Annotated in this window: 11 protein-coding genes and 1 riboswitch; of the genes, 9 read left to right on the top strand and 2 right to left on the bottom strand. The window is 70.6% G+C overall.

From position 1 onward, the window contains the following. Nucleotides 1-100: 100 nt before the first annotated feature. From ACFSE6_RS14745 to ACFSE6_RS14770, 6 genes are all read left to right on the top strand, one after another. Nucleotides 101-1,201 carry a DUF4192 domain-containing protein gene (locus ACFSE6_RS14745; RefSeq protein WP_388008710.1) on the top strand — a complete coding sequence of 367 codons (1,101 nt, stop codon included), beginning with the start codon at nucleotides 101-103 and terminating at the stop codon, nucleotides 1,199-1,201. Nucleotides 1,202-1,300: 99 nt separating this feature from the next. Beyond that, entirely contained in the window at nucleotides 1,301-1,699 is a 399-nt protein-coding gene (locus tag ACFSE6_RS14750; protein ID WP_388008713.1) for a universal stress protein, read from the top strand. 62 nt (nucleotides 1,700-1,761) lie between these two features. Further along, nucleotides 1,762-1,849, top strand: a riboswitch (glycine riboswitch). 82 nt (nucleotides 1,850-1,931) lie between these two features. Then, complete coding sequence (gene gcvT / locus ACFSE6_RS14755; protein WP_465254165.1) at nucleotides 1,932-3,047, top strand: glycine cleavage system aminomethyltransferase GcvT; 1,116 nt, start codon at nucleotides 1,932-1,934, stop codon at nucleotides 3,045-3,047. 30 nt (nucleotides 3,048-3,077) lie between these two features. Further along, entirely contained in the window at nucleotides 3,078-3,464 is a 387-nt protein-coding gene (gene gcvH, locus ACFSE6_RS14760) for a glycine cleavage system protein GcvH (protein ID WP_388008719.1), read from the top strand. Continuing rightward, nucleotides 3,461-6,319: an aminomethyl-transferring glycine dehydrogenase gene (gene gcvP, locus ACFSE6_RS14765; RefSeq protein ID WP_388008722.1), complete on the top strand. Its 2,859-nt coding sequence runs from the start codon at nucleotides 3,461-3,463 to the stop codon at nucleotides 6,317-6,319. The genes gcvH and gcvP overlap by 4 nt, the downstream gene beginning before the upstream one ends. A gap of 176 nt (nucleotides 6,320-6,495) precedes the next feature. Further along, nucleotides 6,496-8,043, top strand: a complete 1,548-nt coding sequence (locus ACFSE6_RS14770) for an RNA polymerase sigma factor (RefSeq protein WP_465254166.1) — start codon at nucleotides 6,496-6,498, stop codon at nucleotides 8,041-8,043. A gap of 118 nt (nucleotides 8,044-8,161) precedes the next feature. Here ACFSE6_RS14770 and ACFSE6_RS14775 read toward each other — a convergent pair whose 3' ends face one another. Beyond that, nucleotides 8,162-8,368, bottom strand: a complete 207-nt coding sequence (locus ACFSE6_RS14775) for a DUF7455 domain-containing protein (RefSeq protein ID WP_388009127.1) — start codon at nucleotides 8,366-8,368, stop codon at nucleotides 8,162-8,164. Between the two features lie 112 nt (nucleotides 8,369-8,480). Here ACFSE6_RS14775 and ACFSE6_RS14780 point away from each other — a divergent pair, with 112 nt between their 5' ends. The 3 genes from ACFSE6_RS14780 (at nucleotide 8,481) to ACFSE6_RS14790 (ending at nucleotide 12,971) form a co-directional block, all read left to right on the top strand. Next, a complete protein-coding gene (locus ACFSE6_RS14780; protein WP_388008725.1) occupies nucleotides 8,481-10,622 on the top strand; it encodes a DNA gyrase/topoisomerase IV subunit B in 2,142 nt (713 codons plus the stop codon). Nucleotides 10,623-10,687: 65 nt separating this feature from the next. Then, nucleotides 10,688-11,734, top strand: coding sequence for a GNAT family N-acetyltransferase (locus tag ACFSE6_RS14785; protein WP_388008728.1), 1,047 nt, complete (start codon nucleotides 10,688-10,690; stop codon nucleotides 11,732-11,734). A gap of 163 nt (nucleotides 11,735-11,897) precedes the next feature. Next, nucleotides 11,898-12,971, top strand: a complete 1,074-nt coding sequence (locus tag ACFSE6_RS14790; RefSeq protein WP_388008731.1) for a GNAT family N-acetyltransferase — start codon at nucleotides 11,898-11,900, stop codon at nucleotides 12,969-12,971. 149 nt (nucleotides 12,972-13,120) lie between these two features. On the opposite strand, the gene ACFSE6_RS14795 is transcribed toward ACFSE6_RS14790, so the two are convergent. Beyond that, the gene (locus ACFSE6_RS14795) at nucleotides 13,121-15,577 is read right to left on the bottom strand and encodes a DNA gyrase/topoisomerase IV subunit A (protein WP_388008734.1); all 2,457 of its coding nucleotides are present in this window, start codon (nucleotides 15,575-15,577) and stop codon (nucleotides 13,121-13,123) included. Nucleotides 15,578-15,634: the final 57 nt, after the last annotated feature.

Raw genomic sequence — 15,634 nt, forward strand, 5'->3', positions numbered from 1 at the left:
AGGTCCTGCCTGCGACCATGCCGTCCCCCGTGGCGCGGCCTGTCCCCAGCCGCCCGCGGCGCGGGTGCGGCAGGAGGTGGGCCTTCGGCGTCATGGAGCCATGACCACCGACGACTCGCTGACCACCATTCCCGCCGACGACTGCACGCCGCCTCCGATCCGAACGGCGGCGGACCTGCTCGCCGCCCTGCCGTATCAGCTCGGGTTCCGACCGGAGGACTCCGTCGTCCTCACGACGCTCTGCCGCGCGCCGGGCGCCCGGACCAAGACCCTCGGCCCGCTCGCCCGGCTCGACGTCGAAGGCCTCATCGACCCGGACGCGGGCGACGCCGTGGCCGGTGCAGCCACGACCCGCATGGTCGGGCCGGACGCCGAGCGTGTCCTGCTCGTGTGCTACGTGCCCGAGACGTTCGGCGCAGCTCGCCTCGACCCCGATCTGCCGACCGCCGTGACAACCGTCGACGACGCACTGCCCGGCGGCGGTCCGCGCGTGGAGCCGTCGGACGTGTGGGTGGTCGCCACGGACGGCTGGGGTCACCTTGCGCCGTGCGACTGTTGCGCCCCCTCCGGGGAACCCCTCGACGTCCTGGAGACCTCCGCCGTCGCAGCCGGCATGGTGCTGACCGGAAAGGTGGCACTCGGTGCACGCGAGGAGCTCGCCGTCACTCCGGTCGGCGGGCCGGACCGCGCGGCGGCGGACCGGGCCGCCGAGGACGAGTCGACCCGCCGCGCACGGCTGCGGCCGGGGGAGTATCGCCGCGCCGCGACCCAGTTGTGGGACCGGACGTGCGGTGCTCCTGCCGCTGCCGATCCTGCCGACCTCGGACGCCTCGCGGTGGCCCTGGCGGACACGGTCGTTCGTGACGCTGCGGTGGCGGCCGCCGTCACCGATGCCCGTGCCGCGGATCTTCTCAATCCCCGTGAGATCGGCCGCGCGCTCGACCGTGGCGGGCGCCCACGCGAGAAGCTGCGCCTCGCGTGCCGGATGGCCGAGACCGTGGCCGCGCACGCTCCCCACGGCGCGGCCGCACCGGCGCTCGGCCTGCTGGCGTACCTGGCGTGGTGGTCGGGCGACGGTGCGCGGGCGGACGTCGTGGCACGCCAGGCGCTGACCGAGGATCCCGAGCACCGCCTCGCTCACCTCGTCGCCGCGACGGTGGGATCCGGCGTGCCGCCCCCGTGGGTCGCACATCCGTCGTGACCGATGACCGGCCACATCCGGCCGACCGACCGGCCGGGCACGCCGTCATCGGGTAACGTCCGGCCCACAGTCCAGGTCGTTCGGCAGGACGGAGCGGTGATGAGCGTTGTCGTCGGGTACGTCAACACGAACGAGGGTGAGGCCGCACTCACCGCGTCCGTGGAGGAGGCACGACGGCGGGACACGCGCCTCGTCGTGGTCCTCGCCCGCAAGTCCGGCGGCGACGACCATGCCGTCCTCGACGCCGAGGCGGATGCCGTGCGGGACGTGCTCGACCAGGCCGACATCGCCTACGACGTCCGGCAGTTGCGCCGCTCGGACGACGTGGCGGACTCCCTCGTGACGACGGCGGAGGAGGTCGACGCCGACCTCATTGTCATCGGGCTCCGCCGTCGTTCGCCGGTCGGCAAGCTGATCCTCGGCAGCAACGCGCAGAAGATCCTCCTCGACGCGCCGTGCCCGGTCCTCGCCGTCAAGCCCCGCTCAGCGGCGGCCTAGTCAGCCCGGTGGTAGCGTGCGGTGCGCCGCACGCAGGCACACAACTTCACATGGGGCCGACATCAGTCGGCACGGGAGAGTCGTCCACGCGACGCACCGTAGGAGCAACCACCCCGGCAAACTCTCAGGTACCCGCACCGTGCCGATGAGGCCACTCTGGCTGACAGAGGGGGAACCGATGGCAGACCTGCCGGCGGCGTGGCGCGCCGGCCCGACACCCACGGAGCCCCAGATGCTCGACGAGAACCTGGAGACCCTGCGTACCCCGCTCCACGCCGTTCACACCGGCGCCGGGGCCACGATGACGTCCTTCGCCGGCTGGGAGATGCCGCTGCGCTACACCTCGGACCTCGCCGAGCATGCCGTTGTCCGCCGACGCGCCGGACTGTTCGACCTCTCCCACATGGGCCAGATCGAGATCTCCGGACCGGGCGCCGCCGCCGGGCTCGATCACGCCCTGGTCACCCGGCCCTCGTCCATGCCGGTCGGTCGGGCGCGCTACTCGATGATGGTCGCGCAGGACGGGGGGATCCTCGACGACCTCATCGTCTACCGGCTCGCCGAGACCGATTACCTCGTCGTCGCCAACGCCGCCAACCGGACCGTGGTGCTCGACGAACTGACCGCCCGCTCAGGAGAGCAGGTGCACGTCGCGGACCGCACCACGGCGCGCGCCCTCATCGCCGTCCAAGGCCCCGCGTCCCCGCGGGTGCTCGCGGCCGTCACCACGCTGGAGGACGGTGCCCGCCCGGACGAACTGCGCTATTACACGGCCCGGTCCGGCACGGTGGCGGGTGTGCCGGCGCTGGTAGCCCGCACGGGATACACCGGCGAGACGGGCTTCGAGATCTCGGTACCGGCGCCGTCGGCCGCGGCAGTCTGGCAGGCGCTCTCGGTGGCGGGCGAATCGGAAGGCCTGCAGGCCTGCGGCCTCGCGTGCCGCGACACCCTGCGCCTCGAGGCGGGGATGCCGCTCTACGGCCACGAGTTGCGCCGCGACATCACCCCGGACGAGGCCGGGCAGGGACGCCTGGTCGACCTCGACCACGACTTCGTCGGCCGGGACGCCTTGGTTGCCCGCCGTCAGGCCCCCACCGGCATCGCGCTCGTCGGGCTCGTCGGTGAGGGTCGGCGCGCGGCCCGTGCCGGCAGCACCCTGCACGATGACACCGGCCAGATCGGCACCGTCACCTCCGGGGTGCTCGCACCCACACTCGGCCATCCGATCGCGATGGCCCTGGCCGACGCCACGCGCGTCACCACCGGGACATCCCTGCAGGTCGAGGTGCGCGGGCGCCGCCAACCGATGACCGTCGTCGACCTGCCGTTCTACCGCCGTCCCCGTTGAACCACGCCCACACTGCACGAGGAGCAACCGATGACCAGCTATCCCGACGACCGTCAGTACAGCGCGGACCACGAGTGGATCGCCATCGACGGCGACACCGCTCGCGTCGGTATCACGGCCTACGCCGCCGAGGCGCTCGGTGACGTCGTCTACGTCGACCTGCCGGAGGTCGGCACCGAGCTGACCGCCGGCGAGACATGCGGGGAGATCGAGTCCACAAAGTCCGTCTCGGACCTCGTCGCCCCCGCGGACGGTGAGGTCCTCTCCGTCAACGACGCCGTGGATGAGTCCCCAGAGACGGTGGGCTCGGACCCGTACGAAGAGGGCTGGCTCTACACCATGCGGGTGGGGGTCGTGCCCGAGGAACTCATGGACGCCGAGGCCTACGGCGAGTTCGTCCAGGGGCAGGGCGCGTGAAGGACTTCGCCGCCCGGCACATCGGCACCGACGGCGGCGACCAGGAGCACATGCTCCAGGTCGTGGGCGCCACCTCGGTCGAGCAACTCGTCCGCGAGGCCGTGCCGCGGTCCATCCGCGACGACGAGCTGCCGACCGGCCTGCCCGAACCCGGTACCGAGCAAGAGGTCCTCGAGCGCCTGCACGCGCTCGCGCGCCGGAACACGGTGCGCACGTCGATGATCGGCCAGGGGTACTACGACACGTACACGCCCGCCGTGATCCAGCGCAACGTCCTGGAGAACCCGGCCTGGTACACGGCCTACACCCCGTACCAGCCGGAGATCTCCCAGGGCCGCCTGGAGGCGCTGCTGAACTTCCAGACGATGGTCATCGATCTGACCGGACTGGACGTCGCCGGCGCCTCGATGCTCGACGAGGGCACCGCGGCCGCCGAGGGCATGCTGCTCGCGCGGCGGGCAACGAAAGCCAAAGTGCCGTCCACACGCTTCCTCGTCGACCGGGACCTGTTCCGCCAGACCCGTGCGGTGCTTCAGACGCGAGCCGCCGGAGTCGGTATCGAGCTGGTGCCGTTCGACGTCGATGACGAGTTCGGACCGGACACGTTCGAGGACGCCTTCGGCGTGCTGATCCAGCTCCCGGGCGCCTCGGGCCGGATCCCGCCACGCGCCGCGATCGAGCGCCTGGTCTCGGCCGCCCACGACGCCGGAGCACAGGTCGTGATGGCCGCCGATCTCCTGGCCGCCGCTCTCGTGGCCTCGCCGGGGAATCTGGGCGCCGACATCGCCGTCGGAACCACCCAGCGGTTCGGCGTCCCGATGGGCTTCGGCGGCCCGCACGCCGGGTATCTCAGCGTGCGCAACGGACTGCAGCGTCAACTGCCCGGGCGCCTGGTCGGCGTCTCGCGGGACGCGGACGGCAGGTCCGCACTGCGCCTGGCCTTGCAGACCCGGGAGCAGCACATCCGACGCGAGAAGGCCACCTCGAACATCTGCACCGCTCAGGTGCTGCTCGCCGTCATGGCCTCCATGTACGCCGTGTACCACGGACCGGACGGCATCCGGGAGATCGCGCAGGCCGTGCACGCCCGGGCGCGCAGCCTCGCAGTTGCGTTGCGGGCGATCGGGGCGAATCCGCGGCACGAGCATTACTTCGACACCCTCGAGATCGACGTGCCGGGACGTGCCGAGGAGGTGCGCGACGCCGCGCTGGCGGAGAACATCACTGTCTGGGTCGAGGACGCCGACCGGGTCCGGGTCAGCGTGGATGAGACCACGACGGAGCAGGACCTGGCCGACCTTGCCCGGGCGGTCGCCGGCGCACTCGGCGTCGACGCACCGCAGGTCCGGTCCGCCACCGGATCCGCGATCCCGCCCGAGCTCGTCCGCACCGAGCCATACCTCACGCACGAGGTGTTCTCCACGTACCGCAGCGAGACGGCGATGATGCGCTACCTGCGCCGGCTCGCCGACAAGGACTACGCCCTGGACCGCGGCATGATCCCGCTCGGGTCGTGCACGATGAAGCTCAACGCGGCGGTGGAGATGGCGGCCGTCACCTGGCCAGAGTTCGCCCGCATCCATCCGTTCGCCCCCGCGGCGGACGTCGCCGGCTACCTGGAGTTGATCGACGACCTCGAGTCCTGGCTCGCTTCAGCCACCGGCTACGACGCGGTCAGCCTGCAACCCAACGCCGGGAGCCAGGGCGAGCTCTCCGGCCTGCTCGCGATCACGGGGTACCACGCCTCTCGTGGTGAGGGCGACCGTGACGTCTGCCTGATCCCCGCGTCCGCCCACGGGACCAACGCCGCCTCGGCCGTCCTGGCGGGGATGCGCGTGGTCGTCGTCGGGACCGACCCGGACGGCAACGTCGATCTGGCCGATCTTCGGGCGAGCATCGCCGAGCACGCCGATCACCTCGCCTGCATGATGCTCACCTACCCGTCCACGCACGGTGTCTACGAGCACCAGGTGCGCGAGGTCTGCGAGGCGGTGCACGCGGCCGGCGGGCAGGTCTACATCGACGGCGCGAACCTCAACGCGTTGCTCGGACACGCCCGGCCCGGCCGTTTCGGCGGTGACGTCTCTCACCTGAACCTGCACAAGACGTTCTGCATCCCGCACGGCGGTGGTGGACCCGGTGTCGGCCCACTGGCGGCGCGCGAGCACCTGATCCCGTTCCTGCCGGGCCACCCGCTGGATCAACGGGGTGGGCGCACCGAGGGAGCCGTGAGCGCGGCGGCGTACGGCTCGCCATCGATCCTGCCGATCAGCTGGGCCTACATCGCCCTCATGGGGGCCGACGGGCTCCGCCGGGCCACCGACGCCGCCGTTCTGGCGGCGAACTACGTCGCAACTCGTCTCGCCGAGCACTACCCGGTGCTCTACCGCGGCACCACGGGACACGTCGCCCACGAGTGCATTCTCGACCTGCGTCCACTCAAGGCGCAGACCGGTATCACGGTGGACGACGTGGCCAAGCGGCTGGTCGACTACGGGTTCCACGCGCCGACGATGAGCTTCCCGGTGGCGGGCACGCTCATGGTCGAGCCGACGGAGAGCGAGGACCTCGCGGAACTGGACCGCTTCTGCGAGGCGATGATCGCGATCCGTGCCGAGGCGGCGGCCGTGGGAGCGGGCGAGTGGCCGTCCGCGAACAATCCGCTCGTCAACGCGCCGCACACGGCTGCCGCGCTGACAGGGGAGTGGGACCACCCCTACACGCGCGCCCAGGCTGTCTTTCCGGCCGCTGGGGGCGAGACCGGCAAGTACTGGCCGCCGGTACGCCGGATCGACGGCGCGTACGGCGACCGGAACCTCGTGTGCGCCTGCCCACCGGTGGAGAGTTTCAGCTGAGGGACCGATTCTGGGGCGCCTGGCGGGAATGATCGCGCCGGCTCACGCGTTCTGTCCGGGTGTGCCCCGCTCGAGCGGGGCCTTCCGAGCCGTGATCGGGCAGGTGCTTGTGTGCCGTGTCGCCCGCCGTTCGGTTCGTCGACGCTATAATTGTAGGCCTGCGACGGTCTCACCGGATCGATCGTCGGCCTCCCGCACCCCGCCGAAAGGTCATCGTGACGCCCTCCTCTGCCTCCAAGACCAACCGCGCAGCTCGCGCGGAAGAGCGCGCGGACACCACAGCCGAGAACACCACCAGCTCGTCCGCGACGGGCGGAAAGACCAGGTCGGCCCCTTCGAAGTCGGCCCGTTCGAAGACGGCCGCCCAGCAGACGGCGACGCAGGCTCCGGCGACGCCGAAGAAGAAGGGCGGTTCGTCCTCCTCCGGGCGTTCGAACGCCAAGTCCACGGCGGCGAAGAAGTCTGCGCCGTCGAAGAAGTCCGCGAAGCCCTCGACCAAGGCGGCGCCGGCCAGCGACGCCGCGGACAACCCGGCCGTCGAGGAGACCGACGAGCTCGCCACCGACGCGTTGGTCGAGGACGACGACGTCGAGGCGCCCGAGCGCGACCTCAAGGCCGTTCCCGACTCGCCCGACGCACCGGACGAGGCGGACGCCGCGGACGGGGCGGAGGACACGGAGGAGGTCGCGGTCACGGACGAGACCCCCACCTCCGAGTCGACCACGGACGCGGTGAACGTCCCGGGTGAGACCGGGTTCGTCGTCTCCGACACCGACGACGACGACGCTCCCGTCCAGCAGGTCGTCACCGCCGGCGCGACCGCCGACCCGGTCAAGGACTACCTCAAGCAGATCGGTAAGGTCGCCCTCCTCAACGCCGAGCAGGAGGTCGAGCTCGCCAAGCGGATCGAGGCCGGCCTGTTCGCCGAGGAGAAGCTCGCCAGCGAGGAGGGCCTGCCGTCCAAGCTGCGGCGTGAGCTGCAGTGGATCGCCAACGACGGCCGGCTGGCCAAGAACCACCTCCTCGAGGCCAACCTGCGTCTGGTGGTCTCCCTGGCCAAGCGCTACACCGGCCGGGGCATGCTGTTCCTGGACCTCATCCAGGAAGGCAACCTCGGCCTGATCCGCGCGGTGGAGAAGTTCGACTACACCAAGGGCTACAAGTTCTCCACCTACGCGACCTGGTGGATCCGTCAGGCCATCACTCGCGCGATGGCGGACCAGGCCCGCACCATCCGCATCCCCGTGCACATGGTCGAGGTCATCAACAAGCTCGCCCGCGTGCAGCGGCAGATGCTCCAGGATCTGGGCCGCGAGCCCACCCCGGAGGAGCTCGCCAAGGAGCTGGACATGACGCCCGAGAAGGTCGTCGAGGTCCAGAAGTACGGCCGCGAGCCCATCTCCCTGCACACCCCGCTGGGGGAGGACGGCGACAGCGAGTTCGGTGACCTCATCGAGGACTCCGAGGCCGTCGTCCCGGCGGACGCGGTGAGCTTCACGCTCCTGCAGGAGCAGCTCCACTCGGTGCTCGACACACTGTCCGAGCGCGAGGCGGGGGTGGTCTCCATGCGGTTCGGCCTCACCGACGGCCAGCCCAAGACCCTCGACGAGATCGGCAAGGTCTACGGCGTGACGCGGGAGCGAATTCGGCAGATAGAGTCCAAGACCATGTCGAAGCTGCGGCACCCGAGCCGGTCCCAGGTGCTCCGGGACTACCTGGACTGAGGAGCCTCGACCCACGAGACGACGAAGGCCGCCACCCGATTCGGGTGGCGGCCTTCGTGCGCTCGGTCGTAGCCGTGCCGGTCCCGCAGGATCCGGCAGGCCGATCCGGGCCGGCCGTTCAGTCCTCGATGGCCTGGGTCTGGCGTTCCTCGGCGTGGAGCCGGTCCGTCTCGTCCTGGATGTGGGTGGCGACCTTGCGGAGCTCGTCGAGGTGCCGGCGCGCGTGGTGGGCGCAGAACAGCAGCTCTCCGGCTTCCATCTGCACCCGCACGTACGCCTGCGCCCCGCAGGCGTCACAACGGTCCTGCACGGTCATGGCGGGCATATCAGTCGTGGTGCTCACGTGAGCATGTAACCATCCCGGGCCCACATGTACTCCTCGCGAACCCGGCGGTTCGCTCCCGGCGTAGCGACGCCGACCGACATAGCATCGGTGTGTGTCCACCGCTGTTGCCGCTACCAAGCCCGAGTCCAGTTACACCGCACGCCACATCTCGGTCCTCGAGGGCCTCGAGGCCGTGCGGAAGCGACCGGGCATGTACATCGGCTCCACCGACTCCCGGGGGCTGATGCACTGCCTCTGGGAGATCATCGATAACGCGGTCGACGAGGCGCTCGAGGGCCATGCGAGCGAGGTCGTGATCGTGCTGCACCCGGACGGCTCCGTCGAGGTGCGGGACGACGGTCGCGGCATCCCGGTGGACACGGTCGAATCGGTCGGCCTCAGCGGCGTCGAGGTGGTCTTCACCAAGCTGCACGCCGGCGGTAAGTTCGGCGGCGGCTCGTACGCCGCATCCGGGGGGCTGCACGGCGTCGGCGCCTCGGTCGTCAACGCCCTCTCGGCCCGGCTTGACGTCGAGGTCGATCTGGGTGGCAAGACGTACCGGATGACCTTTCACCGCGGGGAACCCGGTGTCTACGACGACAAGGGCGGCCCCTCGCCGGAGAACCCGTTCAAGCCGTTCACCTCCTCCTCGGAGCTAGGCGTGGTCGGCAAGGTGCCGAGGAAGCGCACGGGAACCCGCGTGCGCTACTGGGCGGACCGGCAGATCTTCCCGCCGTCGGCCGAGTTCTCCTACGAGGAACTCATCGAGCGAGCCCGGCAGACGAGCTTTCTCGTGCCCGGACTCACCCTGCGGGTCCGCGACGAGCGCGCACTGCCGGACACGCCTGGCGCGGAGGGGCCGGTGGAGGAGGTGTTCCGGCACGACGGCGGTGTCGTCGACTTCACCGAGCACCTCGCCACGGACGGCCCGGTCAGCGACGTGTGGCTGCTGGCCGGTGAGGGAACCTTTGCCGAGACCGTTCAGCACCTGGACGCCCGTGGTCACCTCGCGCCGAAGGACGTGGAACGGACCTGCAAGGTCGAGGTCGCGTTGCGTTGGGGGACCGGCTACGACGCCAACGTGCGCTCGTTCGTCAACATCGTGGCCACGCCCAAGGGTGGGACGCATCTCGCCGGCTTCGAGCAGGGGCTGCTCAAGACGGTACGGAAGCAGATCGAGGCCAACGCCCGGCGTCTGAAGGTCACCTCGAAGGACTCGCGGATCGAGAAGGACGACGTGCTGGCCGGCCTGACGGCCGTCGTCACGGTCCGCTTTCCGGAGCCGCAGTTCGAGGGGCAGACCAAGGAGGTCCTCGGTACGGCCCCCGTTCGCGGCATCGTCTCCAAGGTGGTCGAGACCGAGCTCACGAAGCGGCTGACCTCGACCAAGCGCCAGGAGAAGGCCGAGGCCACGCAGGTGCTCGAGAAGGTCGTCGGCGAGATGCGCGCCCGCGTCTCGGCACGTCTGAGCAAGGAGATCTCCCGGCGCAAGAACGCGCTCGAGTCCTCTAGCCTGCCGGCCAAGCTCGCGGACTGCCGCAGTGACGACGTCGAGCGCTCGGAACTGTTCATCGTCGAGGGTGACAGCGCCCTCGGTACCGCGAAACTGGCCCGGTCCAGCGACTTCCAGGCGCTGCTGCCGATCCGCGGCAAGATCCTCAACGTCCAGAAGGCCTCACCGGGCGAGATCCTGAAGAACGCCGAGGTCGCCTCGATCATCCAGGTGATCGGCGCCGGGTCGGGACGCACGTTCGACCTGAGTCAGACGCGCTACGGCAAGGTGGTGCTGATGACGGATGCGGACGTCGACGGCGCGCACATCCGGACCTTGCTGCTCACCCTGTTCTTCCGTTACATGCGTCCGCTGGTGGAGGCGGGCCGGGTCTTCGCCGCCGTACCACCGCTGCACCGCGTGGAGATCATGGGCTCGGGCGGCAAGAAGGGTGAGGTCGTCTACACCTATTCCGAGGCGGAGCTGACGAATCTGCTCGCAAAGCTCGAGCGTCAGGGACGCCGGTACAAGGAGCCGATCCAGCGGTACAAGGGCCTGGGTGAGATGGACGCCCACCAACTGGCCGAGACGACCATGGATCCGGAGCGGCGCACGCTCCGGCGTATCTCGATGGCGGACGAGGCGGCGATCGTCGAGGCCGAGCGGGTGTTCGAGCTCCTCATGGGCAACGACGTCGCGCCGCGGAAGGACTTCATCATCGACGGCGCCCAGCACATCGACCCCGAGCGTATCGACGCCTGAGGTTGCCGATCGCCCGGTGGGCCGGGTGACGAGCGGACCGGCGGGCCCATCGCTACCATCGGGCCATGGCGGGAGGCACGCGCGTTCCGCTCGCGCAGCGGGCAGCGGCGCCCGGCACGGTGCCGGTGCCGGGCGCGGAGTACGGGCTGGCCTGGCGGGAGTTGCATGCCGATGACGCCGACGCCGTGCTCGACCTTGTGGCCCGCGCGAGCGCGGTGGATCGGCCGATGGCGGCCCCCAGTCCCAACCAGGTGACCGACGCGCTGGATCCGGCGCGTGCGAGGGTCATCTCCAGCCTGGGCGGCTACGCCGCAGGGGGCGAGGATGGCAGCCTGGAGGCGGTAGGTGTCGTCTACCTGCCGGCCGGGGAAACGGACGTGGTCCGCGCCTTCCTCACCGGGACCGTCGCGCCGGGCCGGCGCGGCCGCGGGATCGGTACGGCGCTGCTGCGCTGGCAGGTCGGGCGTGCCCGCCAGCTGCTCGCGCACGACGGGCGGCTGCTGCCGGGGCGGATCGCGACCTACGTCGACGAACATCTCACCGATCGCCGCCGACTGGTCACCGATGCCGGTTTCCAGCCCAGGCGCGTCTATCAGGAGATGCGGCGGCCGGTCGACGGGCCGCTTCCTCAGGCGAGGCTGCCAGCCGGGATGCGGGTGGTGGACTGGACACCCGACCTCGACGAGGACGTCCGGCACGCGCACAACGAGGCCTTCCAGGACCACTGGGGCTCCCAGCCGATGAGTCACGAATCGTGGCGGCGGGTCAACCGTGAGCTCGAACCCCGCTGGTCGAAGGTGGCCCTGGCCCGGGGCCCCGACGAGAGCGAAGAGGTCGCCGGGTACGCCATGACCTCCCGGCACGAGCATCTCTGGAGTCAACTCGGGCACACCGAGGGGTACACCGAGTTGCTCGGCGTACGGCGGCCGTATCGCGGCCGTGGGCTCGCACGGATGCTGTTGGTGGAGGTCATCGCAGCGCTGGCCGAGGATGGCATCGAGTCCACCGGATTGGATGTGGACACGATCAATCCGTCCGGGGCCCACCTGTTCTACGAGCGGCTCGGTTACGAGCGTCAGGGAGCCCGCACGCTGTACACCATCGAGATCTGAGACGGAGCCACGGCCCGGCGGTTGTCGACGACACATCGACCCGGCGCCATCGCCTCATCGCGTCACGGCGGTCTGGACGCCGGTTCCCGGTCTCGGCGAGAGATGGCCCACATGGGCCAGGCGGGTCGTGGCCGACGTGGTCGGGACCGCGTATGGTCACGACGTGCCCGGTGCCTGGAACAGCAGCGACGCCGCGCGCGAGACACCTGACGAACCACTGGTCGTGCGCGCGCAGGCGCCTGACGTGCTGCCTCCGCTCCCCGAGACAGGAGGCCTGACCTGGCGTGCGCTGACGCCCGCGGATGCCGAGGACCTCACGACGTTCATCGCCCATATCGAGGAGGTGGACAACCCGCCGTACCGCACCTCGCCGGAAGAGGTCGCCGACTACTTCGACGACGAGGGCCACGACTACTCCGGGATCGGCGGATTCGACGCCGACGGCATCCTGCACGCGTTCGCGTTCGCCCGGTTGCGGAGGGCGGACGCCGAGATCAAGCGCGTCTTCATCTCCGGTGGGCTGGAGCCGTCCCTGCGCGACCAGGGAATCGGCAGTGCCGTGCTCGATTGGCAGATCGCCCGGGCACGGCAGATCCTGGCCCGGGCCGACGGTGCGGACGACCCGGTGGCGAGAGGGCGTCTGCTGCTGCACGTCGACGACGATCAGACCTCGTTGGTGCGCCTGCTCACCACGCGCGGTTTCACGGAGGCACGGCACTACAGCCAGATGCGGCGTGACCTGTCCAGGCCGATCCCCGAGGTGGCCGTCGAGTGGCCGCTGACCGTGGAGCCGTGGACGCCGGCGTTGGATGACGCCGTGCGCCGTGCGCACAATGCGGCCTTCCACGACCTGTGGGGCGCCCAACCGCTGTCACCGCAGGACTGGCAGGCGGAACGCGCACATCACGTGCCCGAGTGGAGCTTCGTCGCCCTGGACCGCTCGAGCGACCGCGCGCAGGTGGCCGGATACCTCATGTCCGGACGGTACGAGCAGGACTGGCACGCGCTGGGATGGACCGAGGGGTACACCGAGATCCTGGGGGTGCTGCCCGCATGGCGCGGCCGGCACGTCGCCAGCGGACTGCTGGCGCACGCCATGCGAGCGTACGCGGCCGACGGCATGCAGTACGCCGGCCTGGATGTGGACGCTGACGACCCGTCGGGAGCGATCGGACTGTTCGAGCACCTCGGCTACGAGCGCGTGCGCGGTTCGGTCGTCTACACACTGGAGGTCTGACGAAAGCGCAGCCGAGGTGGGGGCCGAGGGACGAGGTTTCCGCCGAGGCGGAGCTGAGGAAGACCGACCCTTGGCACCGGGGCTGACGAAAGCGCAGCCGAGGTGGGGGCCGAGGGACGAGGTTTCCGCCGAGGCGGAAGCCTCGCGCCTCAGCCGATGGCGGCCACGGGCGCCGGCAGCGGCTGGCCGGAACCGTCCCGCCGCTCGTCGACCGGGGGCAGCTCGACCGACTGGCCGCCGGAACCGACGGCGCGTGCCGGAGCGGTTCCGACCCACGCGAGCTGCAGTGAGTCCTCGCCGCGGAGGAACCGGTGTGCGCGCACCCCGCCGGTGGCGCGCCCCTTCGCCGGATAGCGGTCGAGCGGCGTCACCTTCGCCGAGCCGGCGACGGTGCCCGGGAGCGCGTCGTCGGTGCCGGCGATCGTGACGACCTCCGAGGAGGAAACATCCTCGTCGGCCACGGTCGCCAGGTGGATGACGCGGGCACCGTCGCTCAACCGGATGCCGGTGACTCCCTGTCCCGAGCGCCCCTGAGGGCGGACCACGGAGGCGTCGAAGCGAAGAAGCTGCGCCTGGGAGGTGACGAGGACGAGCTTGTCGGTGTCCGTGGCGTGTCCGCAGCCGACCACGACGTCGCCCTCCTTGAGGGAGATGACCTGCCAGCTGTCCTTGTTCGACGGCCGGTCGCCGGTCACCCGCTTGACCACACCACCGGCGGTCGCGAGCACCAGGGGAGCGGCGTCGTCGTCCAGCCGGGCGAGGCCGACCACGTTCTCCCCGGACTCCAGGCTCACCAGCTCGGTGAGGGGAGCGCCGCCGGAGAGTCCGGGCGCCGTGCTCGTCGGCGGTAGGCCGGGCACGTCGAGGACATCCAGGCGCACGAGGCGTCCGGTCGAGGTCACCACCGCCACCTGTCCGCGTGCGGTCGCCGGCACCGCGTGCGCGACGGCGTCGTGGGCGGCGCGGGGACCCGAGCGTGCGGGCGCGTCACCGTCGGCCGTACGCGCCACCAGGCCGGTGCCGGAGAGCAGGACCCAGCATGGGTCGTCGGGCACCTCGAGCGGAACGCTCGCTGCGGCGGACTGTGCCGCACCGTTCCCGCCGGATCCACCGCCGGCGTGCTCGAGGAGCACCGTCCGCCGTGGGGTGCCGTGCTCGCGTGCCACCTCGGCGAGCTCGTCCGAGACGACCTCGCGGAGCAGCTCGTCGGAGTCGAGGATCGCCTGCAGTTCCTCGATGGTCCGCGCCAGCTCGTCGCGTTCCTGTTCGAGTTCGATCCGGGAGTACTTCGTCAGCCGGCGCAGGCGCAGGGCGAGGATGTACTCCGCCTGCGGCTCGGTGAGGTCGAAGATCTGCATGAGGCGGGTGCGGGCCGTCTCCGCGTCGTCCGAGGAGCGGATGACCGCGATCACCTCGTCGATGTCCGCGATGGCGATGAGCAGTCCCTCGACGAGGTGCGCCCGGTCCGTGGCCCGGCCCAGGCGGTACCGGGTCCGACGCCGCACCACCGTCAGCCGGTGGTCGACGTAGACCTGCAGCAGCTCGCGCAGTCCCAGAGTGCGTGGCTGCCCCTCGACCAGCGCCACGTTGTTGATCCCGAAGGACTCCTCCATCGGGGTGAGCTTGTACAGCTGCTCGAGCACCGCTTCCGGGTTGAAGCCGTTCTTCAGCTCGATGACCAAGCGCAGACCGTGGTGCCGGTCGGTGAGATTCTGGACGTTGGTGACGCCTTTGAGCTTGCCCGAACGCACGGCGTCGGAGATCTTCTCGATGACCCGTTCGGCACCGACCATGTAGGGCAGCTCGGTGACGACCACGCCCTTCTTGCGGGCGGTGACGTTCTCCACCCGCGCGGTGGCGCGGGTCCGGAAGCTGCCACGTCCGGTGGCGTAGGCCTCCCGGATGCCGTCGAGACCGACGATCTTGCCGCCCTCGGGCAGATCCGGCCCGGGCACGAACCGCATGAGCTCGTCGAGGCCGGCCTCCGGATGGGCGATGAGGTGCCGGGCGGCGCTGACGACCTCGACGAGGTTGTGCGGGGGCATGTTCGTGGCCATGCCGACGGCGATGCCGGAGGCACCGTTGACCAGGAGGTTGGGCAGCGCGGAGGGCAGTACCTCCGGCTGCGTGAGCTGGTTGTCGTAGTTGGGGACCAGGTCGACGACGTCCTCACCGAGGTCCGCCGTCATGGCCAGCGCCGCGGCGGTCAGGCGCGCCTCGGTGTAGCGGGAGGCGGCCGGCCCGTCGTCGGCGGAGCCGAAGTTGCCGTGCCCGTCGACCAGCGGCAGGCGCAGCGCGAAGTGCTGTGCCATGCGGACCATCGCGTCGTAGATCGCCCCGTCGCCGTGCGGGTGCAGGCGCCCCATCACCTCGCCGACGACGCGGGCCGACTTCACGTGCCCACGGTCGGGCCGCAGGCCCATCTGGTCCATCTGGTAGAGGATTCGTCGCTGGACCGGCTTGAGGCCGTCGCGCGCATCCGGAAGCGCACGGGAGTAGATGACCGAGTAGGCGTACTCGAGGAACGATCCCTGCATCTCGGTCGAGACGTCGATGTCGACGATCGTCTCGGGACCGGGCGGGGGAGGCGTGGTCTTGCGGGGCATGGGCTGATTCTCGCCGATCAGGTGCCGTTCCGGCCGCATCGCCACGGCCTGCACCGC

It is taken from the genome of Georgenia deserti, from assembly GCF_042680605.1.
Lineage (GTDB): Bacteria > Actinomycetota > Actinomycetes > Actinomycetales > Actinomycetaceae > Allobogoriella > Allobogoriella deserti.

Coding starts and splice junctions, on each gene's coding strand:
- ACFSE6_RS14785 (WP_388008728.1), top strand. CDS start 10,688: ATGGCGGGAGGCACGCGCGTTCCGCTCGCGCAGCGGGCAGCGGCGCCC.
- ACFSE6_RS14775 (WP_388009127.1), bottom strand. CDS start 8,368: ATGCCCGCCATGACCGTGCAGGACCGTTGTGACGCCTGCGGGGCGCAG.
- gcvH (WP_388008719.1), top strand. CDS start 3,078: ATGACCAGCTATCCCGACGACCGTCAGTACAGCGCGGACCACGAGTGG.
- ACFSE6_RS14795 (WP_388008734.1), bottom strand. CDS start 15,577: ATGCCCCGCAAGACCACGCCTCCCCCGCCCGGTCCCGAGACGATCGTC.
- ACFSE6_RS14750 (WP_388008713.1), top strand. CDS start 1,301: ATGAGCGTTGTCGTCGGGTACGTCAACACGAACGAGGGTGAGGCCGCA.
- gcvT (WP_465254165.1), top strand. CDS start 1,932: ATGCTCGACGAGAACCTGGAGACCCTGCGTACCCCGCTCCACGCCGTT.
- ACFSE6_RS14745 (WP_388008710.1), top strand. CDS start 101: ATGACCACCGACGACTCGCTGACCACCATTCCCGCCGACGACTGCACG.